Source organism: Burkholderia sp. MS389, from assembly GCF_016899425.1.
In the GTDB taxonomy this organism is placed as follows: Bacteria; Pseudomonadota; Gammaproteobacteria; order Burkholderiales; family Burkholderiaceae; genus Burkholderia; species Burkholderia sola.
The window spans coordinates 2,304,146-2,330,679 of sequence record NZ_CP045995.1 but is presented as its reverse complement, the minus strand read 5'-3'; the positions used below and the strand labels follow the sequence as shown (position 1 = coordinate 2,330,679).

Annotated in this window: 25 protein-coding genes; 14 read left to right on the top strand and 11 right to left on the bottom strand. The window is 67.4% G+C overall.

Going from position 1 to position 26,534, the window contains the following annotated elements:
- Positions 1–118 precede the first annotated feature (118 nt).
- From GJG85_RS26830 to GJG85_RS26820, 3 genes are all read right to left on the bottom strand, one after another.
- Positions 119–1,270: a branched-chain amino acid ABC transporter substrate-binding protein gene (locus GJG85_RS26830; protein WP_050017275.1), complete on the bottom strand. Its 1,152-nt coding sequence runs from the start codon at positions 1,268–1,270 to the stop codon at positions 119–121.
- A 414-nt stretch (positions 1,271–1,684) separates the two neighbouring features.
- Complete coding sequence (locus tag GJG85_RS26825; RefSeq protein WP_050017276.1) at positions 1,685–1,876, bottom strand: CsbD family protein; 192 nt, start codon at positions 1,874–1,876, stop codon at positions 1,685–1,687.
- Between the two features lie 141 nt (positions 1,877–2,017).
- Entirely contained in the window at positions 2,018–3,556 is a 1,539-nt protein-coding gene (locus GJG85_RS26820; RefSeq protein WP_050017277.1) for a helix-turn-helix transcriptional regulator, read from the bottom strand.
- A 392-nt stretch (positions 3,557–3,948) separates the two neighbouring features.
- Here GJG85_RS26820 and GJG85_RS26815 point away from each other — a divergent pair, with 392 nt between their 5' ends.
- From GJG85_RS26815 to GJG85_RS26805, 3 genes are all read left to right on the top strand, one after another.
- A complete protein-coding gene (locus GJG85_RS26815) occupies positions 3,949–4,113 on the top strand; it encodes a hypothetical protein (RefSeq protein ID WP_162838130.1) in 165 nt (54 codons plus the stop codon).
- Between the two features lie 74 nt (positions 4,114–4,187).
- Positions 4,188–4,538 (top strand): BON domain-containing protein, encoded by a 351-nt coding sequence (locus tag GJG85_RS26810; protein ID WP_050017278.1) that lies wholly within the window; start codon positions 4,188–4,190, stop codon positions 4,536–4,538.
- A 56-nt stretch (positions 4,539–4,594) separates the two neighbouring features.
- Positions 4,595–4,792 (top strand): CsbD family protein, encoded by a 198-nt coding sequence (locus GJG85_RS26805; protein ID WP_050017279.1) that lies wholly within the window; start codon positions 4,595–4,597, stop codon positions 4,790–4,792.
- A 234-nt stretch (positions 4,793–5,026) separates the two neighbouring features.
- Here the strand turns inward: GJG85_RS26805 and GJG85_RS26800 are convergent, their stop codons facing one another.
- A complete protein-coding gene (locus tag GJG85_RS26800; RefSeq protein ID WP_204384042.1) occupies positions 5,027–6,055 on the bottom strand; it encodes a DUF1338 domain-containing protein in 1,029 nt (342 codons plus the stop codon).
- Positions 6,056–6,280: 225 nt separating this feature from the next.
- Here GJG85_RS26800 and GJG85_RS26795 point away from each other — a divergent pair, with 225 nt between their 5' ends.
- Positions 6,281–7,237 carry a LysR family transcriptional regulator gene (locus GJG85_RS26795; RefSeq protein WP_050017281.1) on the top strand — a complete coding sequence of 319 codons (957 nt, stop codon included), beginning with the start codon at positions 6,281–6,283 and terminating at the stop codon, positions 7,235–7,237.
- A 19-nt stretch (positions 7,238–7,256) separates the two neighbouring features.
- On the opposite strand, the gene GJG85_RS26790 is transcribed toward GJG85_RS26795, so the two are convergent.
- Together GJG85_RS26790 and GJG85_RS26785 are read right to left on the bottom strand one after the other, a co-directional pair.
- Positions 7,257–7,718, bottom strand: a complete 462-nt coding sequence (locus GJG85_RS26790) for a hypothetical protein (protein WP_050017290.1) — start codon at positions 7,716–7,718, stop codon at positions 7,257–7,259.
- An 87-nt stretch (positions 7,719–7,805) separates the two neighbouring features.
- Positions 7,806–9,935 carry a TonB-dependent siderophore receptor gene (locus tag GJG85_RS26785; RefSeq protein ID WP_050017282.1) on the bottom strand — a complete coding sequence of 710 codons (2,130 nt, stop codon included), beginning with the start codon at positions 9,933–9,935 and terminating at the stop codon, positions 7,806–7,808.
- Positions 9,936–10,748: 813 nt separating this feature from the next.
- On the opposite strand from GJG85_RS26785, the gene GJG85_RS26780 reads away from it, so the two are divergent.
- Entirely contained in the window at positions 10,749–12,377 is a 1,629-nt protein-coding gene (locus GJG85_RS26780; protein WP_050017283.1) for an NADP-dependent glyceraldehyde-3-phosphate dehydrogenase, read from the top strand.
- A 69-nt stretch (positions 12,378–12,446) separates the two neighbouring features.
- Here the strand turns inward: GJG85_RS26780 and GJG85_RS26775 are convergent, their stop codons facing one another.
- Both GJG85_RS26775 and GJG85_RS26770 read right to left on the bottom strand, forming a co-directional pair.
- Entirely contained in the window at positions 12,447–13,079 is a 633-nt protein-coding gene (locus GJG85_RS26775; RefSeq protein ID WP_204384040.1) for a LysE family translocator, read from the bottom strand.
- 296 nt (positions 13,080–13,375) lie between these two features.
- Entirely contained in the window at positions 13,376–13,525 is a 150-nt protein-coding gene (locus GJG85_RS26770) for a hypothetical protein (RefSeq protein ID WP_204384038.1), read from the bottom strand.
- Positions 13,526–13,669: 144 nt separating this feature from the next.
- On the opposite strand from GJG85_RS26770, the gene GJG85_RS26765 reads away from it, so the two are divergent.
- The 4 genes from GJG85_RS26765 to GJG85_RS26750 all read left to right on the top strand — a co-directional run bounded on the left by GJG85_RS26765 (position 13,670) and on the right by GJG85_RS26750 (position 18,477).
- On the top strand, positions 13,670–13,993 hold the full coding sequence (locus GJG85_RS26765; RefSeq protein WP_050018102.1) for a hypothetical protein: 324 nt from the start codon (positions 13,670–13,672) through the stop codon (positions 13,991–13,993).
- Between the two features lie 122 nt (positions 13,994–14,115).
- Positions 14,116–14,601, top strand: coding sequence for a DUF2946 family protein (locus GJG85_RS26760; RefSeq protein ID WP_204384036.1), 486 nt, complete (start codon positions 14,116–14,118; stop codon positions 14,599–14,601).
- A gap of 242 nt (positions 14,602–14,843) precedes the next feature.
- The gene (locus GJG85_RS26755; RefSeq protein WP_204384034.1) at positions 14,844–16,313 is read left to right on the top strand and encodes a PepSY domain-containing protein; all 1,470 of its coding nucleotides are present in this window, start codon (positions 14,844–14,846) and stop codon (positions 16,311–16,313) included.
- 40 nt (positions 16,314–16,353) lie between these two features.
- Positions 16,354–18,477: a TonB-dependent receptor gene (locus tag GJG85_RS26750; protein ID WP_204384032.1), complete on the top strand. Its 2,124-nt coding sequence runs from the start codon at positions 16,354–16,356 to the stop codon at positions 18,475–18,477.
- 82 nt (positions 18,478–18,559) lie between these two features.
- Here the strand turns inward: GJG85_RS26750 and GJG85_RS26745 are convergent, their stop codons facing one another.
- A complete protein-coding gene (locus GJG85_RS26745; protein WP_204384030.1) occupies positions 18,560–19,792 on the bottom strand; it encodes an NADH:flavin oxidoreductase/NADH oxidase family protein in 1,233 nt (410 codons plus the stop codon).
- A gap of 78 nt (positions 19,793–19,870) precedes the next feature.
- Here GJG85_RS26745 and GJG85_RS26740 point away from each other — a divergent pair, with 78 nt between their 5' ends.
- Positions 19,871–20,329 (top strand): MerR family transcriptional regulator, encoded by a 459-nt coding sequence (locus tag GJG85_RS26740; protein WP_050018097.1) that lies wholly within the window; start codon positions 19,871–19,873, stop codon positions 20,327–20,329.
- A 153-nt stretch (positions 20,330–20,482) separates the two neighbouring features.
- Positions 20,483–20,803 carry a DUF1330 domain-containing protein gene (locus GJG85_RS26735; RefSeq protein WP_050018096.1) on the top strand — a complete coding sequence of 107 codons (321 nt, stop codon included), beginning with the start codon at positions 20,483–20,485 and terminating at the stop codon, positions 20,801–20,803.
- A 19-nt stretch (positions 20,804–20,822) separates the two neighbouring features.
- Here GJG85_RS26735 and GJG85_RS26730 read toward each other — a convergent pair whose 3' ends face one another.
- Positions 20,823–21,659, bottom strand: a complete 837-nt coding sequence (locus GJG85_RS26730; protein WP_050018095.1) for an NAD(P)-dependent oxidoreductase — start codon at positions 21,657–21,659, stop codon at positions 20,823–20,825.
- A gap of 70 nt (positions 21,660–21,729) precedes the next feature.
- Between GJG85_RS26730 and GJG85_RS26725 the strand changes: the two genes are divergently transcribed.
- Positions 21,730–22,833 carry a LacI family DNA-binding transcriptional regulator gene (locus GJG85_RS26725; RefSeq protein ID WP_050018094.1) on the top strand — a complete coding sequence of 368 codons (1,104 nt, stop codon included), beginning with the start codon at positions 21,730–21,732 and terminating at the stop codon, positions 22,831–22,833.
- Positions 22,834–22,911: 78 nt separating this feature from the next.
- Here the strand turns inward: GJG85_RS26725 and GJG85_RS26720 are convergent, their stop codons facing one another.
- Entirely contained in the window at positions 22,912–24,204 is a 1,293-nt protein-coding gene (locus tag GJG85_RS26720) for an MFS transporter (protein ID WP_050018104.1), read from the bottom strand.
- Between the two features lie 323 nt (positions 24,205–24,527).
- Here GJG85_RS26720 and GJG85_RS26715 point away from each other — a divergent pair, with 323 nt between their 5' ends.
- Both GJG85_RS26715 and GJG85_RS26710 read left to right on the top strand, forming a co-directional pair.
- Complete coding sequence (locus tag GJG85_RS26715) at positions 24,528–26,000, top strand: DNA-3-methyladenine glycosylase 2 family protein (RefSeq protein ID WP_204384028.1); 1,473 nt, start codon at positions 24,528–24,530, stop codon at positions 25,998–26,000.
- Entirely contained in the window at positions 25,997–26,530 is a 534-nt protein-coding gene (locus tag GJG85_RS26710) for a methylated-DNA--[protein]-cysteine S-methyltransferase (protein ID WP_204384026.1), read from the top strand. The genes GJG85_RS26715 and GJG85_RS26710 overlap by 4 nt, the downstream gene beginning before the upstream one ends.
- Positions 26,531–26,534: the final 4 nt, after the last annotated feature.

Here is a 26,534-nt window from a genome sequence, read left to right as displayed (position 1 = left end):
TGTGGGTGATTCATGCCGCGTCGCACGCGGCGTCGCGCGGGCAGGCTTCGTGGACGATCGCTGCGGCTATTTCAGCACGTCCTGCATCGCCGCGAAAGCCCGCCCGCGCGGGTTGCCTTCAGTCCGCCGATTTGGTCGTGACGGGCTGCCACGCGGCGTTCTTCACTTCGTACAGCGTCGAGCTCGGGTTCTTCAGGTCGCCCGTGCTCGTGAACGCGATCGTGCCGGTGATGCCGTCGTAGCGCGTGCCCTTGAGCGCGCCATTGAAATCGGCCGGCTTCGTCGAGTTCGCCTTCTGCATCGCGTTGATCGCGATCCACGTCGCGTCGTACGCGAACGGCGCATACGCGAGCATGTCGACGCCGTACTTCTGCTTGAATTTCGTCTCGAACAGCTTGCCTTTCGCGAGACGCGACAGCGGCTGCCCGTACTCCCACACCGATGCGCCTTCGGCCGCATTGCCGGCGAGCTTGATGAAGTTCGCATTCATCACGCCGCCGCCCGCGAGGAACTGCGCGCGGATGCCGAGCTGGCGCATGCGCTTCACGAGCATCGCGGCCTGCGCGTCGAGGCCGCCGAAGAACACGAGATCGGCGTTGGCGCTCTTGATCTTCGTGAGCTGCGCGCTGAAGTCGACGGCCTTGTCGTTCGTGAATTCGCGCGCGACGATCGTGCCGCCGTTCGCCTTCACGGCCTTCTCGAATTCGTCGGCCTCGCCCTGGCCGAACGCGGTGCGATCGTCGATGATCGCGATGCGTTTCGCCTTCGTCACGCTCGCGGCATACGTCCCGGCATTCCCGGCGTTCTGCGTGTCGGTCGCGATCACGCGGTACACGCTATCGAGCCCGGCGCGCGTGATGTCGGGATTGGTCGCCGACGGCGTGATCATCGGAATGCCGGCCTTCGCGTAGATCTTCGACGCGGGCAGCGTCGTGCCCGAATTGAAGTGGCCGATCACGACGGCCACCTGCGCGTCGGCGAGCTGCTGCGCGGCCTGCACGCCGGTGCGCGGATCGCTCTGGTCGTCCTGCGACGCGATCACGAACTTCACCGGCTTGCCGCCGACGGTCGTGTGCGCGGCATTCGCTTCGTCCACCGCCATCCGCACGCCGTTCTCGATGTCCTTGCCGTACGCGGCGCCGCCGCCCGTCAGCGGGCCGGCCACGCCGACCTTGACGATCGTCTCCTGCGCATGGGCCGCGCCCGTCTGAAACGCGAGAAGCACGGCGGTCAGTGCGACGCCGGAAAGCGAACGAATGCGGAACGTCATGGCAGTCCTTCTTGTGAGAGTCGGGATGCAACGCGCGATCGGCGCGCGTCGGCAACCTCCTGCGCGCCGATGATGTCTTGCGCTGCCGACGCGCAATGCGCGCGACCGGTGCGCCGATCACCGCGATTCCGTCTCCGAAGAACCTTTCATCGCGAAAGAGGTGAATGGATTGTGGGTAGCCAATACCCGTGCAGCAAACGAAATATCGGAACTACGTTGTGAGGATTTGTCATCAAGTTCCGGATTCATGGCCGATCCGCGGCCCGTACGACGGCGGGCCGTGGAGGGAGGTGTTCCGAGGGGAAATGGCGGTCGCTTCGCCGGGTAAAGGCCGGCGCGGTCATGCCGGCAACGCATCATCGTGGCGACGCCGTCCGGCCTTCGCGACGCCGACAGCCGGCGCCGCATCATCGGTCAGTGCCGGTCGGTGCCCGTGTGGTGGCGCACCGCATCGGCCGCCTCGCCGGCCTTCTCCTGAAGTTTTCCGGCCTGCTGTTCGGCGACGCCTTCCGCTTCGGTCTCGCGGTCGCCCGTCACCTTGCCCAGTGCTTCCTTGACCGAACCCTTGACCTGTTTGAGCTTGCCTTCGATGCGATTCCTGTCCATGGTCTTCTCCTGCGATGGTTGAGGAAAGCCGGCAATGCAGCGGCCTGCGCGGCACCGCCGAGCGGACAGGATCGCAAGCGGGCGCCGCGCGCGGCAGATGCGGATGCACCAGTGCGCATGGTGCATTCGCACCGAACGCCGTCAGTCCTTGTCCTTCGCGCCGCCCTTGTCGCCACGCGCGCCGTTCGTTTCGGCCGCGGCCGCGCCGACGATCCCGCGCTCGCGCGCCCAGACGATCGCCTCGGCGCGGCTGTGCACGTCGAGCTTCGCGTAGATCGTCGCGACGTGATTGCGCACGGTGTTCGGCGCCAGCCCGAGACGACCGGCGATCTCCTTGTCGGCGAGACCATGGCACAGCAGGTCGAACACGTCGCGTTCGCGCGCGGTCAGGTCGGACAGCTGCGCGCCCGCATCCGGCGCATTCGCGCGTCGCACGTTCGCGAGTTTCTCGATCAGCGTGCGGCTGAACCACGACGCATCCTGCATCGCGGTCTCGATCGCATAGACGAGCTCCATCTCGGTGCGCTTGCGATCGCTGATGTCGAGCAGCGCGACGAGCAGGCAGTCGCGCCCGTGAATCGCGACGGGGTCGGCCGACACGACGCAATCGCGGACGTCGCCGTCGCGCGTGCGGATCTGCACGTCCGCGTTGCGCACGTTGCCGTCGCGCACGAGCCGGCCTTCGATGCGCGGCCATACGCCGCGTTCGGCCCACAGCCCGATCTCGTCCGCGGATTTGCCGAGCAGGTCGGGCTGCGCGTGGCCCGTCATCGCGGCAAACGCGTCGTTCACGTCGAGCAGCTCGAAACCGTCAGCCGTGACGATCGCCATCGCGACCGGCGCCATCCGGAAGGCGGTCGCGAAGCGTTCCTCGCTTTGCATCAGCGCGCGCTCGGCCTGCTTGCGCGGCTCGAGATCCATGAACGTGAACAGCATGCACGCCTCGCCGTTCATGTCGATCGGCTGCCCGGCGACGACCACCGCCTTGGTGCTGCCGTCGGCCAGTTTCAGCACGGCTTCCATCTGCGGGATCGTCGCGCCTTCGCCGAGCCGCTCGATCGCCAGCTCGCGCCGCTCGGCCTGTTCGAGCACGTCGACCTCGTATACCGAGCGGCCGAGCACGTCGTCGCGTGCGTGGCCCGTCATGTCGAGGAAGCCCTGGTTGACCTTAACGTAGCGCAGGTCGTCGAGCCGGCAGATCACGGCCGGCGCCGGATTCGCGTTGAAAGTGCGCTCGAAGCGCTCCTCGGCACTCGCCCATTCGGTCGCGTCGTGCAGCACGAGCGCGAGGCAGTCGGGTGCGCCGGCCGCGTTCGTCAGCACGAGGCTGCGGATGCGGTGAACCCAGCTCACCGATTCGTCGGCGGCCGATTCGACCTCGACCGTCACGTCGCTGAACTCCTCGCCGGCGATCACGCGATCCATCGGATAGTGGCCGTCGCGCACCGGATGGTTGTTCCGGTAGCGCAGCCGGAACCGCTCGCGGTATTCGGTGACGTTCGCGCCGAGCGCCTTGAGCTCGGTCACGCCATGCATCGCGAGCGCGGCCTCGTTCGCCCAGACGATCCGCTGGTCGGGCTCGATCAGGATCACGCCCTCGGTGAGTCCCGCGATGATCTGGTGCAGCTGGCGCCGGTCGGTATGCGACTTGAGCACCTGTTCGTCTACTGGTTCGTTCATCGATTCGTTGTCCCTGTCGTCAAACATGAGCGTCAACAGTGCGGCCGGGCGCCCGTTGCAGCGTCACGCGCCGGCCGGCGGGTGCGGCGATGATCACGTGCGGCGCAACGGCGCGACAGGCGCGGATGCACTATCTCGAATAGTACATTCGCACGCCGCCCGCGTTTCGTGCGGCGCCCCGCCCAATGGCGCAGCGCAGCCCGCGCGCCCGTCACGCAGCATTGCCCAGGTCATGGTGCACGTCGCGTGCCCGCCCGTCCGTTCCGTCCCCAGTGCAAACGCACTAGCCGATCAGGTGAATTTGCGCGATGTCCGCTCGCGTTCGCGTCGGTACGCTGGTACTGCATCGGCGCTCAGGCGCCGCCCTTTCATACCGCAGAGGAGGACACCGGATGAAATTGCAACAGACACCCGATCCGACGCGGCCCGAGCCGGCCCCGGATCACCCGCCCGAACCGGCGCCCGGCACCGATCCGCCGGTGCCGCTGCCGCCCGACGTGCCGCGCCCCGACATGCCGCCGCGCGAGCCCGGCTACGACACGCCGATCGCCCGCTAACGCGCCGAAGTGCACGGGAACGATCCGTGCTCCCGCAGCAACTGATTCAACCCGCCAATCGAAGGAGAACATCAATGAACAAGACCTCGCACCTTTCGACGCTGCTCGCCGTCAGCGCGGCTTTCCTGCTTTCCGCTGCCCCGCTCACGAACGCGCACGCCCAAGCCTCGTCGACCGACAGCGGCATGGCGACCGAATCGAACCAGCCTGTCACCGACACGTGGATCACGACCAAGGTGAAGGGTGAGCTCGCCACCACCAAGGGCGTGGAAAGCACCGACGTCAGCGTGAAGACGGTCGACGGCGTCGTCACGCTCACGGGCGTGCTGCCGACCAAGACCGCCGTGAAGAAGGCCGTCGCCGTGACGCGCGCGGTCAAGGGCGTGAAGCACGTCGACGCATCCGGCCTGAAGGCGAAGGGCTGAGCTACCACGCGGCGGCCGACCGCCGCACTTTTCTCCCCGTACACAAGGAGCACACCATGAACGAAGACAAGATCAAGGGTCAGTGGAAACAGCTCACCGGCAAGCTGAAGGCCAAGTGGGGCAAGCTGACCGACGACGATCTCCAGGTCGCGGAAGGCAATCGCGATTATCTGGCCGGGAAGATCCAGGAGCGTTACGGGATCGCCCGCGACGAAGCCGAGAGGCAGTTGAAGGAATTCGACCGCGAGCTGTAACGCGCCAGTCGTCTCACCCCGCCGCGACGCACGCCGCGTCGCGGCCACGCGGAGGACAACGACATGGGCAAATATCTGATCGCATGGCTGCTCGGTGTACCGATCGGGCTGCTGGTGCTGTTTTATCTGGTCACGCACCTCTTCTGATGCATGTGACGCCTCGTCGATGAAAATGGGCCGACGGCTGAAACCAGCCGCCGGCCCATCTGCGTGTGCATGCGCGACGCGTCGCGCTTACTTCGCCGCGTTTGCCGTCATCTTGAAGATGCCTTGCGCGTTGCCCGCGTCGAAGCGCAGGTCGGTCACCCAGCGACGCGCCGCCTGGTCGAACGTGCGCTTGCGCGTGATGAACTCGTAGAACGATCCCGGCACGTTGCGCTTGACCGTGCCGCCGTCGCGGGTACGGAACTCGCGCTCGACCGTATCCGCGCGATAGGCCGTCTGGAACACACGGCCCGAGCGCGAGCGTTCGACTTCCGGCTTCATCGGCCGGCCCTTCGCCTTCTCGTCGTCGGACAGCTTGAACACGTCGGCGACGCGGTCGGTCGCGTGATTGAACGCATTGCCCTCGGTCGCGATCCACGCCATTTCCGCCGATTCCATCAGCAGCGTCTCGTAGTCGAGTTCGCTCGGCACGTCGTGCTGACGCGCGAACGCGCCGACGATCTCCGGCAGCAGCGCATGCGCGGCTTCCAGCGACAGCCAGCCTTCGCGCTCGACTTCCCACAGCAGCGCGACGGCCGCCGGCGACAGCGGATCGCGCGACGAGCCGACGACGTTCGTCACGGCCTGCTGGAATTCCTTCGAGAAGCGCTCCGGATGCAGTTCGCTGACGAAGAACTGTGCGATTTCGTCCGGCGCGTCCTCATGCGCATACGCGCGGCCGGTCATGCCGAGCTTGTCGAGCGGGTAACGGCCGTTCAGGCGAAAGCCGAGCGGCCGCAGGATGCGCGTGAACGCGGCCTCGCCCGGCGGCAACGCGCCCGTGTGCGGCCAGCGCACCGTGCGCAACGCGCCGTGGTCGAAATAGACCGAGCCGCCGCTTTCGACCGCGTCGGCCGTGTACGCGCGGCCGTTCGCCGAACGCTCGAGCAGCCCTTCGAACAGCGCCATGTTCATCGCCTGCGCGATTTCCGCGCGCGTCACGACGCCGTCTTCCCATTCCTCGAGGATGGCCGGCATGTTAAGGGTGGAGAACAGGGCGTCGGTCTTCGCCTGTCCCAGCAGCTTCGTCAGCAGGCTGTCGATATTCGGATTGCGCATCGGGATTCTCGTCTCGGGGGACCGCCGGCAAACGTGCCGGCAACTCGTCGGCCGGCCGCCCCACGAGCGCCTGACCTTGCGTGGGGAGCATTATTCAAAGGGTTGCAGCCGGGCGTAAAGCGAGATTAAATTGATATGTGATGAGTTTTTGGAATTATTGGCCGCTCCCGGCTCCGCCCGCCGGCCCGCACCGGGCAGGTGCGTTCGTCAGACGAATCGAACATCATGCGTAAATTCAAGATTCCCAACATGGGCGCGCTCGTGGCGTTCGAAGCCGCCGCCCGCCACGAGAGCTTCACGCACGCGGCCAAGGAGCTGTTCCTGACCGAAAGCGCGGTGTCGCGGCAGATCGCGACGCTGGAGGCGAGCCTCGGCGTGCGGCTGTTCGCGCGCGTGAAGCAGCGCGTCGTGCTGACGCGCGCCGGCAAGCTGTACGGCACGCAGGTGCGGCGCGCGCTGGAAGCGCTCGACCGCGACACGCTGTCGATCATCGCTCATGGCAGCGGCGGCGGTTACCTGGAACTCGCGGTGCTGCCGACCTTCGCGTCGCACTGGCTGATTCCGCGCATCAAGAGCTTCTACGACCGCACGCCGGACGTGCGCGTGAACATGGGCAGCCGCACCGACCTGTTCTCGTTCGAGGACACGCACTTCGAAGCCGCGATCCACTACGGCAAGCCGACCTGGCCCGGCACGTCGTCCGACTACCTGTTCGGCGAGGAAGTCGTGCCGATCTGCGCGCCCGCGCTGCTGAACGGGCCGGTCGAGCGTGTCGAGGATCTGCTCGCGTATCCGCTGCTGCACTCGACGACGCGCCCCGGCGCGTGGGCGCAGTGGTTCGAGACGCACGGCGTCGAGGACATCCGCACGATGCAGGGCGTGCGCTACGAACTGCATACGATGCTGATCAGCGCGGCCGCGGCCGGGCTCGGCGTCGCGCTCGTGCCGAAGTTCTTCGTCGAGGAACAGTTGCAGCAGCTCGGCCTCGTCGTGCCGTGCGATGCGGCAACCGTCGGCGATTCGGCGTACTACCTCGTGTATCCGACCGAGTTCAGCCACAGCAAGCCGCTGGAATCGTTCCGCGGCTGGCTGCTCGAACAGGCGAGCGCGTATGCGGCGCCGGAGCGCGATGCGCACGACGCCGATGCGGAAGATGAGGAAGACGACGAGGACGTCGAGTAACGGCGGCGTCGCACCGGCGTCATCGCGCGGCGGCTGCGCATGCGTGTCGCGACGGCACGTCGGCCGCCACGACCTTCACCAGCCGCGCACGATCGGGCGTTTCCAGCCCGGGACACGCCGTCTCCAGATCGCGGATCACGAGCGTCGCACGCCCGTCGAACCGGCATACGCCGCGGGGTTGCACGGCCGGTAGCCGTAGCCCGCGTCTCGCCTCGTGCTGGTTCGTGAAAACGATCACGCCCGCGCGTTGCGAGCGGGCGGGCAAGCGTCGCGCCGATGCGTCGTCCTCTTCGAACCACACGTCCGACCCGATCGATTCGTCGCCGTAGTCGAGCGCGTAACGCCCCGACAGCGTGATCGTCCGGTCGATCTGCATCGCATGGCAAGCCGGCTCGGCATCCGCCGGGATCGTCTGCGCCCCGGCCGCGAGCGGGCCGCACGCCAGCAACGATAAAAACAGCGCGCGGGCGCGGCCGGTCATGCTCGAGACATCAATCGCGGGGCGGATCATGGGCAGCGAAGTGCGGATCATCGTGACGAAGACCCGCATTGTCGCGCACCGCGTGCGTTACATGTGCCACTTCACCGTGGCGGTCAGCGTGCGCGGATCGCCGGGCATGTTGTACAGGTCCGCGTTGCCGTGCGCGGAGATGAAGTAGCGGCGATTGAACAGGTTGTCGAGCGTGAGCGTCACGTCGACCTTCTTGCTGCGATAGCCTGCGCCCAGGTTGAACACCGTGAACGACGGCAGCGTGACGAGATCGCTCGCCGACGTATAGCGCGCCGACTGGAACTGCATGCCGGCCGCCGCATAGAAGCCGTACGGCAACTCGCGCTTGAGCCACAGGTTCGCGCTGTGGCGCGGCATCAGCCCCGGCGTGTTGCTCGACACCGCGAGGCCGGCCGCCGTCGATTGCGCGGAACCGTCCACCGTGCCGTTCAGGTACGCGTAACCCGCATACACCGACCACTTCGGCGCGATCTCGCCGGTGAAGCCGAGCTCCATCCCACGCACGTGCTGCGTGCCGATCGGCAGCGCGTAGCCGGGATTCGCCGGATCGCCGATCTGCTGGTTGGTCTGGCGCATGTCGAACAGCGCGACGCTGGCCGTCGCCTTGCCGCCGAGGTCGAAGCGCGAGCCGACTTCATACGCGGTGGTCTTCTGTGGCGCGAGCGCGGCGCCGTTCGAGAACGCGCCGGAGCTGATCAGCGTGTCGGCCAGCGGCGAGAACGACTGGCTGAACGACCCGTACAGCGTGAGCCAGTCGAGCGGTTCGTAGATCAGCCCGACGCGCGGGCTCCACGCATGATCGGTACGGTCGAGATTGACGTTCGACGACGTGTAGTCGTGGCGGATCTGGTTCAGGTAGTCGAAGCGCAGGCCCGCGAGCACCTTCCAGTGTTCGGTCAGCGAGATCAGGTCCTGCGCGTAGACGCCCGCGAGCCCGACGACGGTCGACGCGTTCGTCTTCGCACGCGTGCCGGTCGGCACGCCGGGCAGGACGACCGGTTGCGGATTGAAGAGATCGTAGGTCGCGACCTTCGTCACGCTGTAGATCGTGTCGAACTTCTGCTGCTGCGACAGCTCCAGCCCGTACAGCAGCTCGTGGCGCATGCCGAACAGCGACGTCTTCTGCGTGAGTTCGAACAGCCCGTCGATGCCGTGATCGGTACGCTGGCGCGTCGACTGGTCGAGCGTGACGACCGGGTGCGCGGCAGTCTTGATCGGCTCGTAGTTCACGTAGTTCTTCCGCTCGAGCGAGAAGTCGTACGCGCGGATCGCGCCGTGGAACGACAGCGAATCGTTGAAGCGGTGATCGAGCGACACCGTCGCGCTTTTCGCGGAGACGTCGTTGTACGAACTGTTCACCCCGTCAGCCGACCCGTAGTACGTGTTGATCGGCACGTCGACCGGCCGGCCGCGATACGCAGGCACTCCCTGGTCGGACGTGCGACGGTCGTGCAGGTAGTCGAATTCGACGTTCAGCACCGTGTCGCGGTCGAGCTTGAACTGCGCGGACGGCGCGATCGCCTGCCGGTTGAGCTGGAACTGGTCGCGGAAGCTGTTCGAATTCTCGGCCGCGCCGGTCATGCGGAAGCGCGCCGCGTCGTTCGGGTTCCAGCCGAGGTCGAATTCGCCGCGCCGCTCGCCGCGCGTGCCGAGCGTCACACCCACGTCGTTCACCGGGTTCGCCTGCGGCCGCTTCAGCACGCGATTCACGATGCCGCCCGCCGAGCCGCGCCCGTACAGCACGGCCGCCGGCCCCTTCAGCACCTCCACGCGATCGACGTTCGACAGGTCGCGGTAGTACAGCGCGTCGTCGCGAATGCCGTCGACGTACTGGTCCGTGATGCTGTTGAAGCCGCGGATCGTGATCTGGTCGCGTTGGCCGTCGCCGACCGAGAAGCCGACGCCCGGCACGTTGCGCAACGCGTCCTGCAGCGACGTCGCGTTCTGATCCTCGATCACCGCGTGCGGCACGACGTTCACGGTCTGCGGCACGTCCATCAGCGACATGTCGGTCTTGGTCGCCGCGCGCGAATGGCCGCCGTCGTACGACGCATGCTCGGCGGCCGCGTTGACGGAAATCGCGGGCAGGGTCGCCGCGGCGTCGGCCGCCTGCGCAAACGAAGTGCGGGCGCCGGCCAGCGACGTGGCGATCAGAAGCGCATGGCACGCGCTCGTGTTGAGTTTCATCGTGAACGTGGAAGGGGGTGAAGAAAATGGCGAACGGCCGGCGCGTTCGCTGCCGGCCGGCGCAACCGGCACGAAAAAAGCCGTGACGCCCCGTCACGGCCCGTAATGCGGCGAAATAATAAACGAGAATGATTCGTGTTTTTAATTAATTTTTATCGTGTCGCCTGCCCGCAACGTGAACGCTTATCGCGCCCCGCATTTCTGACGAATGCCTTTCTATTCAGGCCATTTGGCGGCCCGAATCGTAATGAAAAAGAAAGCATTGGATCAGTCGCCTCATGCGGCAACGATCGGTAAAAGGCGAGATTCGGGAGGGCGACGGAGAAGATGGGAAGGATCACGAAGGATCGGGACGAGCAGGCGGGACGGATTCAATAGTCCGGTGTGCGCCGGACCGGACAACCCCGGCCCGGCGCTCCGGCCAGCCGACCTCGCATCGGCGGCGCGGCGGATCTTCTTCTGTTCTTCACTACGTCTGCTCTCAGGTTCACTGCATTTTTTTCCTCACCGCGTCGGGCCATTATCCGCTCAATTCTGCCGAAGTAAAACGTTTGCGGTTGCACTCAAGCTGTTATACCGGCGATTCGGCAACAGTCTTTCCAAATGCTTACGGTAATTGCGACACGATTCCCTCTGTGTTGCATTCGTCGCGACGTTCCTTTTAAATGGAACTGGTTCCATTCGTTGAATCGGCCATGTTCGTGCGTGACGCGCAGTCGCGTGCGCGTCATGATGCCGATTCAGGATCGAGGATCATTCCGTTCAGGATTCGCATCGCCCGTCCTTCCCGGACACCCGTCAAACGAGACCGTCATGCCCGATTCCGCCTCCCTGCAGCACCTGTTTCCCGCATTACAGGACATCCCCGCCGAATTCCGGCTGGCTTCGCCGATTCACCAGCGCGTGTCGCTCGTCGACGGCGAATTGCGACCGTGGGACGGCGCGACCAAGACCGTGCTGTCGCCCGTGTGCGTGCGGCAGGCGGATGGCAGCGTCGAGCAGGTCGAGATCGGCAGCTACCCGGTGATGGGCGAAACGGAAAGCGACGCGGCACTCGACGCCGCGGTGCGCGCGTACGACGCCGGCCGCGGCGAGTGGCCGACGATGAAGGTCGAGCAGCGCATCGCGTGCATGCAGGACTTCATCAAGCGGATGGTCGCGCAGCGCGAACTCGTCGTGAACCTGATCATGTGGGAGATCGGCAAGAGCCTCGCCGATTCGCAGAAGGAGTTCGACCGCACCGTCACGTACATGACGCAGACGATCGACGCGCTGAAGGAGCTCGACAACGCGAACTCGCGCTTCGTGATCGCGGAAGGCACGATCGGTCAGATCCGCCGCACGCCGCTCGGCGTCGTGCTGTGCATGGGCCCGTACAACTATCCGCTGAACGAAACCTTCGCGACGCTGATTCCCGCGCTGCTGATGGGCAATACCGTGGTGTTCAAGCCGCCTCAGTACGGCACGCTGCTGTTCGAACCGCTGCTCGAAGCGTTCCGCGACGCGTTCCCGAAGGGCGTGATCAATACGATCTACGCGCCGGGCGCGGTGGTCGTGCCGCACATGCTCGCGTCGGGCAAGATCAACGTGCTCGCGCTGATCGGCTCGAGCAAGGTCGCCGATCACCTGAAGAAGCAGCATCCGAAGTCGCACCGGCTGCGCGCGATCCTCGGCCTCGACGCGAAGAACGCGGCGATCGTGCTGCCCGACGCCGATCTCGACCTCACCGTGAAGGAGTGCCTGCTCGGCGCGCTGTCGTTCAACGGCCAGCGCTGTACCGCGCTGAAGATGCTGCTCGTGCATCGCTCGATCGTCGACGAATTCCTGAAGCGCTTCACCGCCGCGCTCGAACAGCTGAAGATCGGCATGCCGTGGGAAAAGGGCGTCAGCATCACGCCGTTGCCCGGCATGCATCGCACCGCGTACATGACCGACGCGATCGACGACGCGAGGGCGTTGGGCGCGCAGGTCGTCAACCATCAGGGCGGCGAGTTCAGCAAGACGCTGTTCTACCCGGCCGTCGTGTATCCGGTGTCCGAAGGGATGAAGCTGTACCGCGAGGAGCAGTTCGGGCCGATCATTCCGGTCGCGCCGTTCGACGACGTGGACACCGCGCTCGACTACGTGACGACGTCGGAGCACGGCCAGCAGGTCAGCATCTTCGGTTCGGATCCCGCGCAGATCGGCGCGCTCGTCGATCCGCTCGTGAACCAGGTGTGCCGCGTGAACATCAATTGCCAGTGCCAGCGGGGGCCCGACGTGTTCCCGTTCGCGGGCCGCAAGGATTCGGCGGAAGGCACGCTGTCGGTGAGCGATGCGCTGCGCGCGTTCTCGATCCGCTCGATGGTCGCGGCGAAGCAGACCGACAGCAGCAAGCAGCTGCTCGATTCGATCGTGTCGGATCACCACTCGAAGTTCATCAATACGGGCTTCATTTTCTGAAGCGGTATTGATCGATGCCGGCGCCTCCGTCGCACGTCGGTGCGGCGGAGGGATGCCGGCACATGTCGGCTAGACGTTCGTCGCCAACAGCCGAAACCCCGCCACCCCGAACACGACAGCCAGACACGCTTCCATCGCGCGCCGCCCGCGCACGTACAACCGGCGCGCACCGTCCATCGAGAACACCAGCGCATAGCCGCCGAACACCAGGCAGCCGATCGCGAGGCAACCCGGCACGACGGCGCCGTGCGCGCCGCCGGCGCCGTTCGACGACAGCGCGACGATCGACACCCACACGAGAATCGCCTTCGGATTGGTCAGGTGCAGCATCGCGCCGCGCACGTAGAAGCGCGACAGCCGCTGCTCGCGCGCGGCGTTCGCCGCTGCCGCCGGCGGGCCGGACAACGCCGTGCGCGCCGACTTGAACGCGAGCCACAGCAGGTACAGCCCGCCGAACACCTTGATCGCGACCAGCAGCTTCGACCACGCGAGCAGCGCGGCCGAGACGCCGAGCGCCGCCACCGTCGCCCAGAACATCGACCCCGACATTACGCCGAGCGCGAACGCGAACGCCGCCTTGCGGCCCTGGTTCGCGGCGACCGACATGATCGCGAGATTGCTCGGCCCGGGACTGGCCGTGCCGATGAAATACGCGGTGTAGGCAAGCAGCAGGTTGGCGGAGAAGAAGGCGTGGACGTTCATGTCGAAGCTCGCGGAGACGATCGGGAGATTGTTGGCAAACCTGCGCCGTCTGCCCATGGACAATTGCACGGCAATTCGCTGGGCCAGTTGTGTGGCCATGCAACCAGTCGCCACGCCCGGACCGTCTCTGTTTTGAAACAACTGGCGCATTCGCCGCCGGTTCGCGCGATGCGGCGGCGGGCGCTCCATGCAGTCGTTTCCCGTCGGCGAACGCACGACGGGCGTGGCCGAACCGCCCAGCACGCGCCGTTGCGGCCTTTCGCCGGCAGAAACGCGCGACGCGCCCGATGCCCGCGTTACGTTACATCCGTGAAGCATTTCGCATCGTCGCGCCGCTTCCGGCGTCCGATACCGTCTGCCTGCAGCCGATAGACACGCTCCTCGATCGCCTGCGCGATCCAGTCCCGACGGGACTCGCCGCGCGATGCCGGATCGCGGCTCAACATTACTCAACAATCGTGCGGCGGCGCTGGTACGGAATCTGCATTCCGTTCGGGCAGAAGCCGCGCCCGTTACCGCGCGGACATGAATTCACCCTCGGGCGCTCCCCGGATCCGCCCGTACGACATGCACACGCAACGAGGCTCTCCATGGATGCGCAGCCCAACTCGTCCGATTCGTCGTTCCAGCTCTTCCTCGCGAAGGTGCTCGAACAGCCGCTGCCCGACTGGACCGAAAAACAGCAGATGGAACTCGAGATGGCGCACACGCTGTCGACGCAAATGGTCACGCTCGCCGAAGACATGCGCGGCCGCACGCCCGATCTCGCGCGCTGCCTCGTGCTGCTGCGCTACGCGAAGGTGCTCGACTTCATGCTGACGTCGCTCGCCGCGCATCGCGACATTCATCCGCAGACACTGCGCACGCTGTTCCGGCTCGCGAACCTGAAGGTCGACGACGCGTATCCGGTGTAAGCCGGCGCAACGGACCGGAGGCCGCGCACGTCCCTTGCGGCCACGCCGGCCAGGCGCGATTCGCCTCCGCACACGCACGGCCCGCCTGCTCCTGCGCGCAAACGGCGGTACAATCGCGCGCCATGAACGCACTTCGCCGCTTCCTGCTCCGGCCTGGCGTCGCGCGACAGTGGCTGTGGGGGTTGCTCCTCGTGACGCTGCTGTCCCGCGCGCTGATGTCGGGCGCCGTGATGCTCGATCCGGACGGTCCGGAGGCGGGCTCGGTGGTGCTGTGTTCGGGCCGCGGCCCGCTGATCGTCGCCGGCGCCGCACTGGCCGCCCGCTTCGACGCGAGCGCGCCGATCACGCCGGCCAACGATGCGGTCGCGCTCGTCGATGCACTCAAGCATGACGCGCACGCCGACAAGCCCGCGTCCTCCGGCGACGGCGACGGCCTGTGCGCATTCGGCGCCGCGCTGTTCACCGCGCTCGCGTCGTTCGTGCTGCTGGTGCTGCTGTTTCCCGCGGCGGCGCCGCGGCGCTTCCGCGTTCACTTCTACAGCCCTCCTTTCGTGCGATCGATATTCGACGATCGCCCGCCCTCCCGCGCGCCTCCCCGGTTCTGCTGAACGTTCCGTCCTGTGACGCATGCACGTCGACGTGCATGCGCGTTCACGCCGTTCGTTTCGCCCGACCTGATTCACGCGTTCACCCGCATGCCCGCGTCGCGCGGGCGACGCCGCCCTGCGCCCCGTTTGCGCAGCGCGCGGTGCCGCCTGCCGCGCCGACGCATGCACGCGGGTGCGACGCACGTTGACGGCCGCCGGCCCGCGCCGGCCCCGCCGCTCGACGAACCCGAGGAGTTCATACCATGTCGACCATCGTCGATCGGGCCATCTCGCCCGCCCGTTCCGCCAGCGCCGGTTACCGGACGCTCTGGCGCTGGCATTTCTATGCCGGCCTGTTCGTGATGCCGTTCCTCGTGATCCTCGCGATCACGGGCACGCTCTACTGCTTCCAGCCGCAGATCGAGCCGCTGCTGTATCCGCACCGGCTGGTCGTCGAACCGCGCACGACGCCGCGGCTCGATGCCGATACGCTGCTCGCTCGCGCCCGCACCGCGATGCCGGCCGGCGCGACGCCGGTTTCCGTGCAAGTCTCCGCCGCGCCGGACCGCAGCGCCGAGTACGTTTTCCGGCTGCGCGACGGCAGCCGCGAGAGCGTGTACGTGAACCCGTACGACGGCCGCGTGCTCGGCACGCTGAGCGTCGAGAACCGCTTCATGCAGGTCGACCGGATGCTGCATCGCAAGCTGCTGCTCGGCAAGACCGGCGAGTTGCTGATGGAACTCGCCGCCTGCTGGACCTTCGTGATGATCGGCACGGGCATCGCGCTGTGGTGGCCGCGCGGCGCGGCACGCGTCGGGCGCGCGCTGCAGCCCGACCTGTCGCTGCGCGGCCGGCCGCTGTGGAAGAGCCTTCACGCGACGGCCGGCATCTGGCTCGCGGCCGGCACGATCGCGTTCATCCTGTCCGGGCTGCCGTGGTCGGGCTCGTGGGGCAAGAACTTCAAGGCGCTCGCCGCGACCGTGAACCTCGGCGCGCCGGAAGGCGCGTGGGGCGGTGCGTCGGTGCGCTCGACGCGCCCGGGCGCCGCCGCGGTGGCCGACACTGCGCGTGCGCCGGCCGCCATCCCGTCCGGCCATCACCACGAATCGGACGAATCGATGCCCGGGATGGTGATGGACGACCTGCCGTTGCCGCAAACGCCGTGGGCGGTCGGCAACGTGCCCGTCCCGCATTCAACGTCCGCGCCGACGCCCGCGCCGCTGCCGCTAGGCCGCGCGATCGCGATCGTCGCCGGGCTCGGCGTGACGAGCGGCTACACGCTCGCGCTGCCGGCCGGTGCGGACGGCGTGTTCACCGCGTCGTACTTTCCGGCCGACCCGAAGGCGGAACGCACGATCTACGTCGACCAGTACAGCGGCGCCGTGCTGAAGGACATCCGCTATGACGACTACGGCGCGGTATCGCGCGCGGTGTCGTACGGCACGTCGCTGCACATGGGCCGTTATTTCGGGCTCGCGAACCAGATCCTCTGCGCGATGCTGTCGCTCGGGCTGGCCGCGATGGCCGTCACGGGCACCGTGATGTGGTGGAAGCGCCGCCCGGCCCGGACGCTGGGCGCACCGTCGCGCGAACGCGGCGCGCCGCCGATGCGCGGCTGGATCGCCGGGCTCGTGCTGCTCGGCATCGTGTTCCCGTTGATGGGGCTGACGATCGTCGCGGTCTGGTTGCTCGACCGGCTGCTGTTCGGCCGCGCGGCGCGCGCCGCGGCGTGACCGACGCAAGCGCTTCCCCCATTCGAAGGAAACCGAAGCAATGAAGTTCAGATTGATGCTGCCTGCTGCCGTGCTCGCGGCGCTGTCGCCGGCCGGGCACGCACACGCACAGGAAAACGGCGTCGACGGCAGCGGCGCCACGCTCGCACCGATTCGCGTCGACGCGCAGAAGGCGCCCGCGCTGATGCAACCGCTCGACACCGGCAGCCATCTCGGGCTGTCGTCGCTCGAAACGCCCGCGAGCGTCGAGCAGATCAGCCGCGCGACACTCGACACGCGCGGCGACCGTTCGATCATCGACGCCGTGAGCCGCGCCGCCGGCATCAGCGCGTCGCCGCATCCGGGCAACGGCAACTCGGAGCTCGCCGCGCGCGGCTTCGTCGGCGCGTCGTCGGTCACGCAGCTCTACGACGGCGTGCGCCCGTACGGCGCGATCGGCGTCACGTTCCCGTTCGACACGTGGTCGGTCGACCATATCGACGTGCTGCGCGGCCCCGCTTCGGTGATCTACGGCGAAGGCGCGATCGGCGGCGTGGTCAACATCGTCCCGAAGAAGCCGACACGCACGCCGATCCGCAACGAACTGCAGGTCGGCGGCGGCACCGAAGGCACCGCGCGGGCCGCGTTCGGCAGCGGCGGCGCGATCAACGACAGGCTGTCGTACCGCTTCGACATCAGCGGCAACCGATCGTCGAACTGGGTCGATCACGGCAATTCGCGCAACCTGTCGGTCTCCGGCGCGCTGCGCTACGACGTGACGCCCGACCTGTTCGTGACGGCGTCGTACGCGCAGGGCTTCATGCATCCGATGCAGTACTTCGGCGTGCCGCTCGTCAACGGTGCGCGCGATCGCGGGCTCGACAAGAAGAACTACAACGTCGGCGACGCCGACATCGCGTTCCGTGACAGCTGGGCGACCGTCTCGGCGAACTGGCAGCCGAGCGACAGCCTGAACGTGACGAGCACGCTCTACCGGATGAAGAGCAACCGTCACTGGAAGGATGCGGAGTACTACACGTACCTGCCATCGAGCGCGCAAGTCCGGCGCAGCAGCTATACCGAGATCTTTCACGACCAGGAGCAATACGGCAACATGACGACGGCCACCGTCGGCGGCGCGCTGTTCGGCATGCGCAACACGTTTTCGGCGGGCGTCGAGTTCAACCACACGACGTTCCAGCACGACAACAACTCGCCGTATGCGGGCACGTCGACGGTCGATCCGTTCGACTTCGATCCGGGCAGCTTCATCAATACGGCCGGCACGTTTCCGAAGTACCGCAGCCAGTCGAACCAGTACGCGCTGTTCGCGGAGAACCGGCTCGAGATCACGCCGCGCTGGTCGGTGATCGGCGGGCTGCGCTACGACCACGCGAGCGTGAACCGCGACGATCTCGTGAACGGCGGCGCGTTCACGAAGGTGTTCGCGAACACCGGCTGGCGCATCGGCACCGTGTACGACGTGCAGCCCGGCCTCGCCGTGTACGGCCAGTATTCGGTCGCGGCCGATCCGGTCAGCTCGCTGCTGTCGCTGAATGCGTCGAAGGCGAACTTCACGCTCGCGACCGGCCGGCAGATCGAGATCGGCGTGAAGCAGTCGTTCCTCGACGGCAAGGCGGAATGGACGCTCGCCGCGTACCGGATCGTGAAGCGCAACCTGCTGACGGCCGACCCGGTGAACCCGAACCAGTCGATCCAGGTCGGCCAGCAGTCGTCGCGCGGGCTCGAGGCGACGGTCGGCGCGGAGATCGCGAAGGACTGGCGCGTCGATGCGAACGTGTCGATCCTGCGCGCGAAATACGACGATTTCCAGCAGTCGTCCGGCGGCACGGCCGTGTCGCGCGCGGGCAACGTGCCGGTGTCGGTGCCGCAGCGGCTCGCGAACCTGTGGGTGAGCTGGCGCTTTGCGCCAGACTGGACGGGTATCGCAGGCGTGAAATACGTCGGCAAGCGGTTCGCCGATACCGCGAACCAGCTCGTGATGCCGTCGTACACGACCGTCGATCTCGGCCTCGCATGGACGCCGCGCAAGGACACGACGATCACCGCCCGCGCGTACAACGTGTTCAATCGCCGCTACGTGCAGTCCGCGTACTACAACGAAACGCAGTATCTGCTCGGCAACGACCGGCGGTTCGAGGTGCTGGCGAACTACCGGTTCTGATGCGGCGCGCCGGCGCGCAACGGGTGCGCGGCGGCGGGCCGGTCAGTGTCCGGTCGCGCCGCTGCCAGCCCGCCCGCGCCCGTCACGCACGCGGGCCCGCCATCCACTTCCGGTAGCGCCGCGTCTGGCATTGCGCGGCCAGTTGCTGCCGCACCAGCGCACGCAGCGGCGACACCTGCGGGTGCGTGCGGCGCCCTTCGCTCAATCGCGTGAGCTGGAACTTGACGACGGCCATGTTCGCCAGCGCGCCCAGCGCCTTGTTCTTCCAGCGGATCGGCTGCAGCACCGGCGCGCTGTCCTTGCCGGCGCGCCAGTCGCGCGGCAGGTTCGGGTCGATCGACAGCGCGGTCGCGATGCCGACCATCGCGACGCCGCTGTTCACCACCTGCTCGGCCACCGCACGGCGCCGAATACCGCCCGTGACCATCAGCGGCATCCGCGCGACGGCCGTGATGTCGCGCGCGAATTCGAGGAAATACGCTTCGCGCGCGAGCGTGCGCCCGTCGCGCGCCTCGCCCTGCATCGCCGGCACTTCATAGCTGCCGCCCGACAGTTCGACGAGATCGACGCCGAGCGGATTCAGCAGTTCGACCACGCGCTTCGCGTCGTCCGCGCTGAAACCGCCGCGCTGGAAATCGGCCGAGTTCAGCTTCACCGCGACGACGAATGCCGGCGACACCGTCGCGCGCACCGCCTTCACGATATCGAGCAGCAGGCGCGCACGATTCTCGATGCTCCCGCCCCATTGATCCTGTCGGCGGTTCGTCAGCGGCGACAGGAACTGGCTCAGCAGATAGCCGTGCGCCGCGTGCACCTGCACGCCGGTGAAACCGCTTTGCTCCGCGAGCTGCGCGGCGCGCACGAAGCGCTGCTGCACGTCGGCGATATCGGCTGCCGTCATTTCCTTCGGCACCGGAAACTGCTTCGACAGCGCGCCGAGCGCGAGCGGCACGGCCGACGGCGCGAGCGTCGTCTGGCCGAGCGCCGCCTGCATCTGCCGCCCCGGGTGATTGATCTGCATCCATACGTGCGCGCCGCCCGAGCGCGCGATCTGCGCCCAGCGACGGAATCGGTCGAGATGCGCGTCGCTTTCGAGCACGACGCCGTTCGGTCCCGTCATCGCGCGGCCGTCCACCATCACGTTGCCGGTCAGGATCAGCCCGACCTGACCGTCGGCCCAAGCCTGGTACAGGCGCAGCAACGCGTCGGACGGTGCGTGGTCCGCATCGGCCATGTTTTCTTCCATCGCGGCCTTGGCCAGACGGTTCGGAATCACCGCCCCGTTGGGCAGTGTGAGGGGCGCAAACAGATTCATGGTGGCAGATCCTCGATTGACGATGGCCCACGATAACCTTAAAGTCAACTTTAAGGTCAAGCCCTTTTGGAGCCCACCATGAAAATCGGCGAACTGGCGAAGGCGAGCGGCCTCGCGGCGTCGCGCATCCGCTTCTACGAGGCGAGCGGCCTGCTCGAGCCGGCCCGCCGGCAGGCGAACGGCTATCGCGAGTACGGTCCGGAAGCGTTGACGCGGCTCGCGATCATCGACCGCGCGCAGGGCGCGGGCTTCTCGCTCGACGAGATCCGTGCGGTGCTGCCGCCGGATCTCGGCGCATGGCCGCACGATCAACTGCTGGTCGCGCTGCGGCACAAGGTCGACGAAATCGCGCTGCTCGAACGGCGTCTCGCGCAGAACCGGCAGCATCTGGAAACGCTGATCGACGAGATCGAGAACAAGCCGGCCGGCGAGGATTGCGCGGGCGCCGCGCAGCGGATGCTCGACCGGCTGTGCGAGCAGGCTGCCGAGCCGCTGGAGCCCGTGCCCGTCGTGCGGCCGGCGCGCAAGCGGGCGTGATGGTTTGTACTGCGGGATTGCGCGCCGCGGCCTGAAGCACGATGTAACGCGGTTGTCGCGAGTTGCTTACGTCGCAGGTAATCGACGCGCGCCGCGCGCGCCGCGATCATGGCTCCATCGACTCTCGAACCGCATCCCGCCAAGGAGCCTGCCATGACCGCCTACGCCATCGCCCACCTGCATGACGTCGACATGTGCGACGACATCGTCGAGTACCTCGAACGGATCGACGGCACGCTCGCGCCGTACGACGGCCATTTCGTGATTCACGGCGCACGGCCCGAAGTGCGCGAAGGCGTGTGGCGCGGCGACCTGATCGCGATCGCGTTTCCCGATCTCGACACCGCGCGCGAATGGTACGAATCGGATGCGTACCGGCAGATCCAGCCGCTGCGCGCACGGCACGCGAGCGGCCCGTTGATCCTGATCGACGGCGTCGACGAGCGGCACAAGGCGACCGACATTCTGCGTTGAGGCTCGACGCCGACGATGCTTACGACGCCTTCCGCTCCATCGGCTCGCCGACGACGAACCCGCCGCCCTGGAACCGCTGCGCGGGATCGTCGTACTCGGCGGTCGGCGCCGTCACCGGAAACAGCCCGGCGAACTGCTCGGAACTGTCGCGCGGGCGGAAGCCGAGGAAGCCGACCTTCGTGTTGTCCCACCACTTCACCGGGTTGTCCGACGCGCCGTAGACGATCGCGTGCCCGACGCGGTTCGTCAGCAGCGAGCAGCGCACGAGTTCGATGAAGTCGCGATAGCTGAGAAACGTGACGAGCATGCGCGGGTTCTTCGGCACCTCGAACGACGACCCGATCCGCAGGCACACCGTCTCGATCCCGAAGCGGTCGAAATAGTAGCGCGACAGCGATTCGCCGAAGCACTTCGTCACGCCGTACAGGCTGTCGGGCCGCAGCGGCGCATCGGCGTCGAGCACGTCGGTGACCGGATGGAAACCGATCGCATGGTTCGAGCTCGCGAACACGACGCGCTTCACGCCGTGCTTGCGCGCGGCTTCGTACAGGTTGTACGTGCCGGTGATGTTCGCGCCGACCAGATCGTCGAACGGCGCATCGACCGAAATGCCACCGAGGTGGACGATCGCGTCCACGCCGTCGACGAGATCCATCACGGCCGGCCGGTCGGCCAGGTCGACCACGCGGAGCTCTTCATGCGCGGCCGCGTCACCGAGCGCCGCAATGTCGCTGACGCGCACGACGTCGGCCCAGTCGGCGAGCGCGCCGCGCAACTGGCGGCCGAGGTTGCCGGCCGCGCCCGTCAGCAACAGGCGGCCGAACGGTTTGCGCGCGGCGGGGGATGAGGCGTTCATCGAATCTCCTTGGATCTGACTAAGAAGGAAAACGTTTTCCAACTATACGCGGACGCGACGCCGAGCGTCAATGGTCGAAGCTGCTCGCAGCCATCCGCACTTTCCCGATATCGGCTGCGATCTGCGCGCCGGCTTTTTCTGCCACAATCGGGCGTTATCGAACGAAAACGTTACCCTTCGCATGAAAAAAGTTTCCTCGACGATCCGCGACGTGGCCGCGGAAGCCGGCGTGTCGGTCGCGACGGTATCGAAGTACGTGAACGGCACGCAGCGCTTCTCGCCGACCGTCGAGGCACGGCTGAAGGAGGCGATCGAGCGGCTCGGCTACCGGTCGAACCCGCTCGCGCGCTCGATGATCACCGGCCGCACCCGCACCATCGGCCTCGTGATCCTCGATATCAGCAACCCGCACTTCACGAACGTCGTGAAAGGCGCGAACCGCGTCGCGCTGCAGCACGACTACACGCTGCTGCTCGTCGATACCGAAGAGAGCCAGGCGCGCGAACGCTCGCTGATCGAGGCGCTCGCGCAGCGCGTCGACGGGCTGATCGTCAGCACGCGGATGCCCGACGACGAAGCCGGCTGGATGCTCGACCTCAACAAGCCGCTCGTGCTGCTGCGCCGCAGCCCCGGCCTGCCGATTCCGAGCGTCGGCATCGACAACCGGCTGTCGACCTACATGCTCGCGCGCCACCTGCTCAATCTCGGCCATACGCGCATCGCGTATCTCGGCTTCGGCACCGCGCGCGTGAACGACGAACGGATCCAGGGCGCGCGCGACTGCCTCGCCGAAGCGGGGCTCACGCTCGACGTGCACGACGCGCACGCGCCGACCGCCGAGGCCGGCGAGCGCGCGTGCTCCCGCGTGATGCTCGGGCCGCAGCGCCCGCAGGCCGTGATCTGCTACAACGACCTGATCGCGCTCGGCTTCATGAAGGAAGCCGCGTCGCTCGGCTTCCGGCTGCCGCAGGACGTGTCGGTGGCCGGCATCGACAACGTGCCGTACGGCGAATACGCGGCGCCCGCGCTGACGACCGTCGACATCCAGAGCGAGAACATGGGCGAGCTCGCGATGCAGAAGCTGATCGACGCGCTCGCCGGGCGCACCGACGCGAGCTATTCGACGTTCGAGCCGCGGTTGATCATGCGCGCGTCGACGGCCTCGGCCGGCTGACGCGATCGCGACGCGCGTCACGTCCCCGAACCGAAAACGCCGCCCCGAGGGCGGCGTTGTCGCTTGGCCGATACGCCATCACGCATCGAGTTTCGCGGGCTTCATCTTCGGCGTGAGCACGTGCATCACGGCCAGCGCGATCAGGTAGGCCGACGCGCCGATCGCGAACAGCACCCAGTAGTGGCCGGTGCGCTGCAGCACCTGGCCGATCACTTCCGAGAACAGCACGCCGCCGATCGAGCCGGCCATCCCGCCGATGCCGACCACCGACGCGACCGCACGGCGCGGGAACAGGTCGGACGCGGTCGTGAACAGGTTCGCCGACCAGCCCTGGTGCGCGGCCGCGGCGAGACCGACGATCAGCACCGCGATCCACAGGCTCTGCACCTGCGACACGAACGCGATCGGCAGCACGCAGCATGCGCAGATCAGCATCGCCGTCTTGCGCGCCCGGTTCACGCTCCAGCCCGCGCGCAGCAGCATCGACGACAGCCAGCCGCCGCCGATGCTGCCGACCGTCGTCAGCGCATAGATGCAGACGAGCGGCAAACCGATGTGCTGCATGTCCATCCCGCGCGACTCGTTCAGCCACTTCGGCAGCCAGAACAGGTAGAACCACCACACCGGATCGGTCAGGAACTTGCCGACCAGGAAGGCCCACGTCTCGCGCTTGCGGATCAGTTCGCCCCAGCGCGGCGCGCCGGCGTTCGCGTTCGCCGCGTCGAGCGCCTCGGCTTCGTCGCGCGGCTCGTCGTATTCCGCGGCGAGCGCGCGCGTGTCGGCCGTGCGATACATCACCAGCCACACCGCGAGCCACACGATGCCGATCGCGCCGATGATCACGAACGCCGCGCGCCAGCCGTAGGCCACCGCGATCGCCGGGATGATCGCCGGCGCGAACACCGCGCCGATGTTCGCGCCCGAGTTGAAGATGCCGGTCGCGAGCGCGCGTTCGCGGCGCGGAAACCATTCGGCCGTCGTCTTGATCGCGGCCGGGAAGTTGCCGCCCTCGCCGATCCCGAGCAGCGCGCGCACGGCCGCGAAGCCCGTCACCGAGCCGACCGCCGCGTGCAGCATCGCGGCGATGCTCCATACCAGCATCGCCACCGCGTACGACACGCGCGTGCCGAGCCAGTCGACGATGCGCCCGAAGCCGAGCAGACCCAGCGCATAGAACGCCGAAAACGCCATCACGATGCGGCCGTACTGCACCTGGCTCCAGCCGATGTCGTGCTGCAGCATCGGCGCGAGCAGGCCGAGGATCTGCCGATCCATGTAGTTGATGACGGTCGCGAAAAACAGCAGCGCACAAACGGTCCAGCGGTAGCGGCTGGCGGCCGCGCGCACCGCGCCGACGACGGCAGAAGGCATGAATGTCTCCGATGCGCGGTCGCGCCCGTCGCGCCGCACGAAGTTCGTTGACCGGCGACCGGCGCCGGGGCGAACGGCCCACGCGCTGACGCACGGGCCCTTTTCACCAACCAATCTGGAAAACGTTTTTCAAAGGATAGGCCGCGTGCCGGTACCGTGTCAGTCGGGGATTTCGATGAGTCATCTCAAATTGGTCGCGGCAAAAGAGACGACTGTTTCGCAGAGTGGCATTAACCGTTTTTCCGCTGATTTTCCCGCCGCGGCGCGGCAGGCGCGGGGCGGCCGACATACATGTCCGATTCCAGCCAGAATCGACCGCGAGGATGGTTTACAGTCGTCGCATGCGCCTCGATCCCAACACCTGCTACGACGCCCTGCTTTCGCGGAACCGCCGCTTCGACGGCTGGTTCTTCGTCGGCGTGGCGACGACCGGCGTGTATTGCCGCCCCGTCTGCCCGGTGCGGCCGCCGAAGGCGCAAAACTGCAGCTACTACCCGACCGCCGCGGCCGCCGAGAAAGCCGGCTTCCGGCCCTGCATGCGCTGCCGACCCGAGCTCGCGCCCGGCCACGGGCTGCTCGACCTGTCCGGCAATCTCGCCGACGCGGCCGCGACACTGATCGACGACGGTTTCCTGAACGCGCATTCCGTCGATGCGCTTGCGCGGCGCGTCGGCGTGACTGAACGCCATCTGCGGCGGATCTTCGGGGCGCAGTTCGGCGTGTCGCCCGTCGAGTTCGCGCAGACGCAGCGGTTATTGATGGCCAAGCGGCTGCTGACCGATACCGCGCTGCCCGTGGCCGTCGTCGCGTCGACGGCCGGCTTCGGCAGCGTGCGGCGCTTCAACGACCTGTTCCGCCAGCGCTACGGCCTCAATCCGCTGCGGCTGCGCAAGGGGGCCGGTGCAGCGGCCGACGGCGACATGACCTTTCCGCTGCCGTACCGGCCGCCGTTCGCGTGGGCCGACCTGATGCGTTTTCTCGCGCAGCGGCAGATCGACGGCGTCGAGCGGATCGACGCGCAGCGTTATGCCCGCATCGTCGACCTGCCCGACCGGAACGACAGCCGCCGCGTGACCGGCTGGCTGTCCGTCGCGCACCTGCCGCAGCGCTTCGCGCTGGCCGTCACCGTGTCGCCCGCGCTGACGCCGGTCGTGCCGGCCGTGCTCGCACGCGTGCGCCGGCTGTTCGATCTCGACAGTCGCCCCGACGTGATCGATGCGCATCTCGGCGATCTCGCAAGCGGCTCGCCGGGCCTGCGCGTGCCCGGTGCGTTCGATGGTCTCGAGATCGCGATCCGTGCGATCGTCGGCGAGCAGCTTGCGTCGGCGCAGGCGGATACGCCGTCGCTGGCCCGCCTCGCGGAACGCTTCGGCACGGCGGTCGACGGCGCGCCGCCGGGCCTCACGCATGCACTGCCTTGCGCCGCGACGCTGGCCGCGCTGCCGCCTTCGGCCCTCGAAACGATCGGCATCGAACGCGACACGGCGCGCGCGATCGTGTCCGTCGCCCGCGCCGTCGACGACGGCACGCTCGCGCTCGAACCGATGGCGCCGCTCGACGCGACGCTCGCCGCGCTGCGCGCGCTGCCCGGCTTCGACGAACGCGCGGTGCAGTACGTCGCGATGCGCGCGATGGCCTGGCCGAACGCGTTCCCGGCCGACGACGCGTGGCTGCCCGCTCGCACCGAACTCGCGCGCGGGCCGTCCTCCGCACCGCACGCGGCGGCGCGCTGGGCGCCGTGGCGCGCGTATGCCGCCCTGCATGGGTGGCGCCTTCATGGAGATCTGTCGCGATGACTCCCGCTCACCTGATTCCGAGCCCGCTGGGCGACATCGCCGTGCGCATCGAGGACGATGCGCTGACCGGCCTGTACTTCGTCGGCCAGAAATACTTTCCGTCGCTTGCGATCGTGCGCGCAGCGGACGCGCTCGCCAGGTCGCCGGTCGCACGCCGGGTCGCGGAAGAAATCGCCGAGTACTTCACCGGCGCGCGCGACACGTTCTCGGTGCCGATCCACCTGCGCGGCACCGCGTTTCAGCAACGCGTATGGAAGGAACTGCTTGCGATTCCGTTCGGCGAACTCGTGTCGTACGGCGACATCACCGAGCGCGTCGGATTGCCGATGAGCGGCGCGCGCGCGGTGGGCGGCGCGGTCGGCCGCAATCCGGTATCGATCATCGTGCCGTGCCATCGCGTGGTCGGCGCGTCAGGCAGCCTGACCGGTTATGCGGGCGGCATCGACCGCAAGCGTGCGCTGTTGTCGCTCGAAGGCGCGGGGTTTTCGCGCGATGCCCGGCACCCGGTGCAGCAAGCGCTCGCGTTCTGATCGA

Coding starts and splice junctions, on each gene's coding strand:
- GJG85_RS26830 (WP_050017275.1), bottom strand. CDS start 1,270: ATGACGTTCCGCATTCGTTCGCTTTCCGGCGTCGCACTGACCGCCGTG.
- GJG85_RS26825 (WP_050017276.1), bottom strand. CDS start 1,876: ATGGACAGGAATCGCATCGAAGGCAAGCTCAAACAGGTCAAGGGTTCG.
- GJG85_RS26820 (WP_050017277.1), bottom strand. CDS start 3,556: ATGAACGAACCAGTAGACGAACAGGTGCTCAAGTCGCATACCGACCGG.
- GJG85_RS26815 (WP_162838130.1), top strand. CDS start 3,949: ATGAAATTGCAACAGACACCCGATCCGACGCGGCCCGAGCCGGCCCCG.
- GJG85_RS26810 (WP_050017278.1), top strand. CDS start 4,188: ATGAACAAGACCTCGCACCTTTCGACGCTGCTCGCCGTCAGCGCGGCT.
- GJG85_RS26805 (WP_050017279.1), top strand. CDS start 4,595: ATGAACGAAGACAAGATCAAGGGTCAGTGGAAACAGCTCACCGGCAAG.
- GJG85_RS26800 (WP_204384042.1), bottom strand. CDS start 6,055: ATGCGCAATCCGAATATCGACAGCCTGCTGACGAAGCTGCTGGGACAG.
- GJG85_RS26795 (WP_050017281.1), top strand. CDS start 6,281: ATGCGTAAATTCAAGATTCCCAACATGGGCGCGCTCGTGGCGTTCGAA.
- GJG85_RS26790 (WP_050017290.1), bottom strand. CDS start 7,718: ATGACCGGCCGCGCCCGCGCGCTGTTTTTATCGTTGCTGGCGTGCGGC.
- GJG85_RS26785 (WP_050017282.1), bottom strand. CDS start 9,935: ATGAAACTCAACACGAGCGCGTGCCATGCGCTTCTGATCGCCACGTCG.
- GJG85_RS26780 (WP_050017283.1), top strand. CDS start 10,749: ATGCCCGATTCCGCCTCCCTGCAGCACCTGTTTCCCGCATTACAGGAC.
- GJG85_RS26775 (WP_204384040.1), bottom strand. CDS start 13,079: ATGAACGTCCACGCCTTCTTCTCCGCCAACCTGCTGCTTGCCTACACC.
- GJG85_RS26770 (WP_204384038.1), bottom strand. CDS start 13,525: ATGTTGAGCCGCGATCCGGCATCGCGCGGCGAGTCCCGTCGGGACTGG.
- GJG85_RS26765 (WP_050018102.1), top strand. CDS start 13,670: ATGGATGCGCAGCCCAACTCGTCCGATTCGTCGTTCCAGCTCTTCCTC.
- GJG85_RS26760 (WP_204384036.1), top strand. CDS start 14,116: ATGAACGCACTTCGCCGCTTCCTGCTCCGGCCTGGCGTCGCGCGACAG.
- GJG85_RS26755 (WP_204384034.1), top strand. CDS start 14,844: ATGTCGACCATCGTCGATCGGGCCATCTCGCCCGCCCGTTCCGCCAGC.
- GJG85_RS26750 (WP_204384032.1), top strand. CDS start 16,354: ATGAAGTTCAGATTGATGCTGCCTGCTGCCGTGCTCGCGGCGCTGTCG.
- GJG85_RS26745 (WP_204384030.1), bottom strand. CDS start 19,792: ATGAATCTGTTTGCGCCCCTCACACTGCCCAACGGGGCGGTGATTCCG.
- GJG85_RS26740 (WP_050018097.1), top strand. CDS start 19,871: ATGAAAATCGGCGAACTGGCGAAGGCGAGCGGCCTCGCGGCGTCGCGC.
- GJG85_RS26735 (WP_050018096.1), top strand. CDS start 20,483: ATGACCGCCTACGCCATCGCCCACCTGCATGACGTCGACATGTGCGAC.
- GJG85_RS26730 (WP_050018095.1), bottom strand. CDS start 21,659: ATGAACGCCTCATCCCCCGCCGCGCGCAAACCGTTCGGCCGCCTGTTG.
- GJG85_RS26725 (WP_050018094.1), top strand. CDS start 21,730: ATGGTCGAAGCTGCTCGCAGCCATCCGCACTTTCCCGATATCGGCTGC.
- GJG85_RS26720 (WP_050018104.1), bottom strand. CDS start 24,204: ATGCCTTCTGCCGTCGTCGGCGCGGTGCGCGCGGCCGCCAGCCGCTAC.
- GJG85_RS26715 (WP_204384028.1), top strand. CDS start 24,528: ATGGTTTACAGTCGTCGCATGCGCCTCGATCCCAACACCTGCTACGAC.
- GJG85_RS26710 (WP_204384026.1), top strand. CDS start 25,997: ATGACTCCCGCTCACCTGATTCCGAGCCCGCTGGGCGACATCGCCGTG.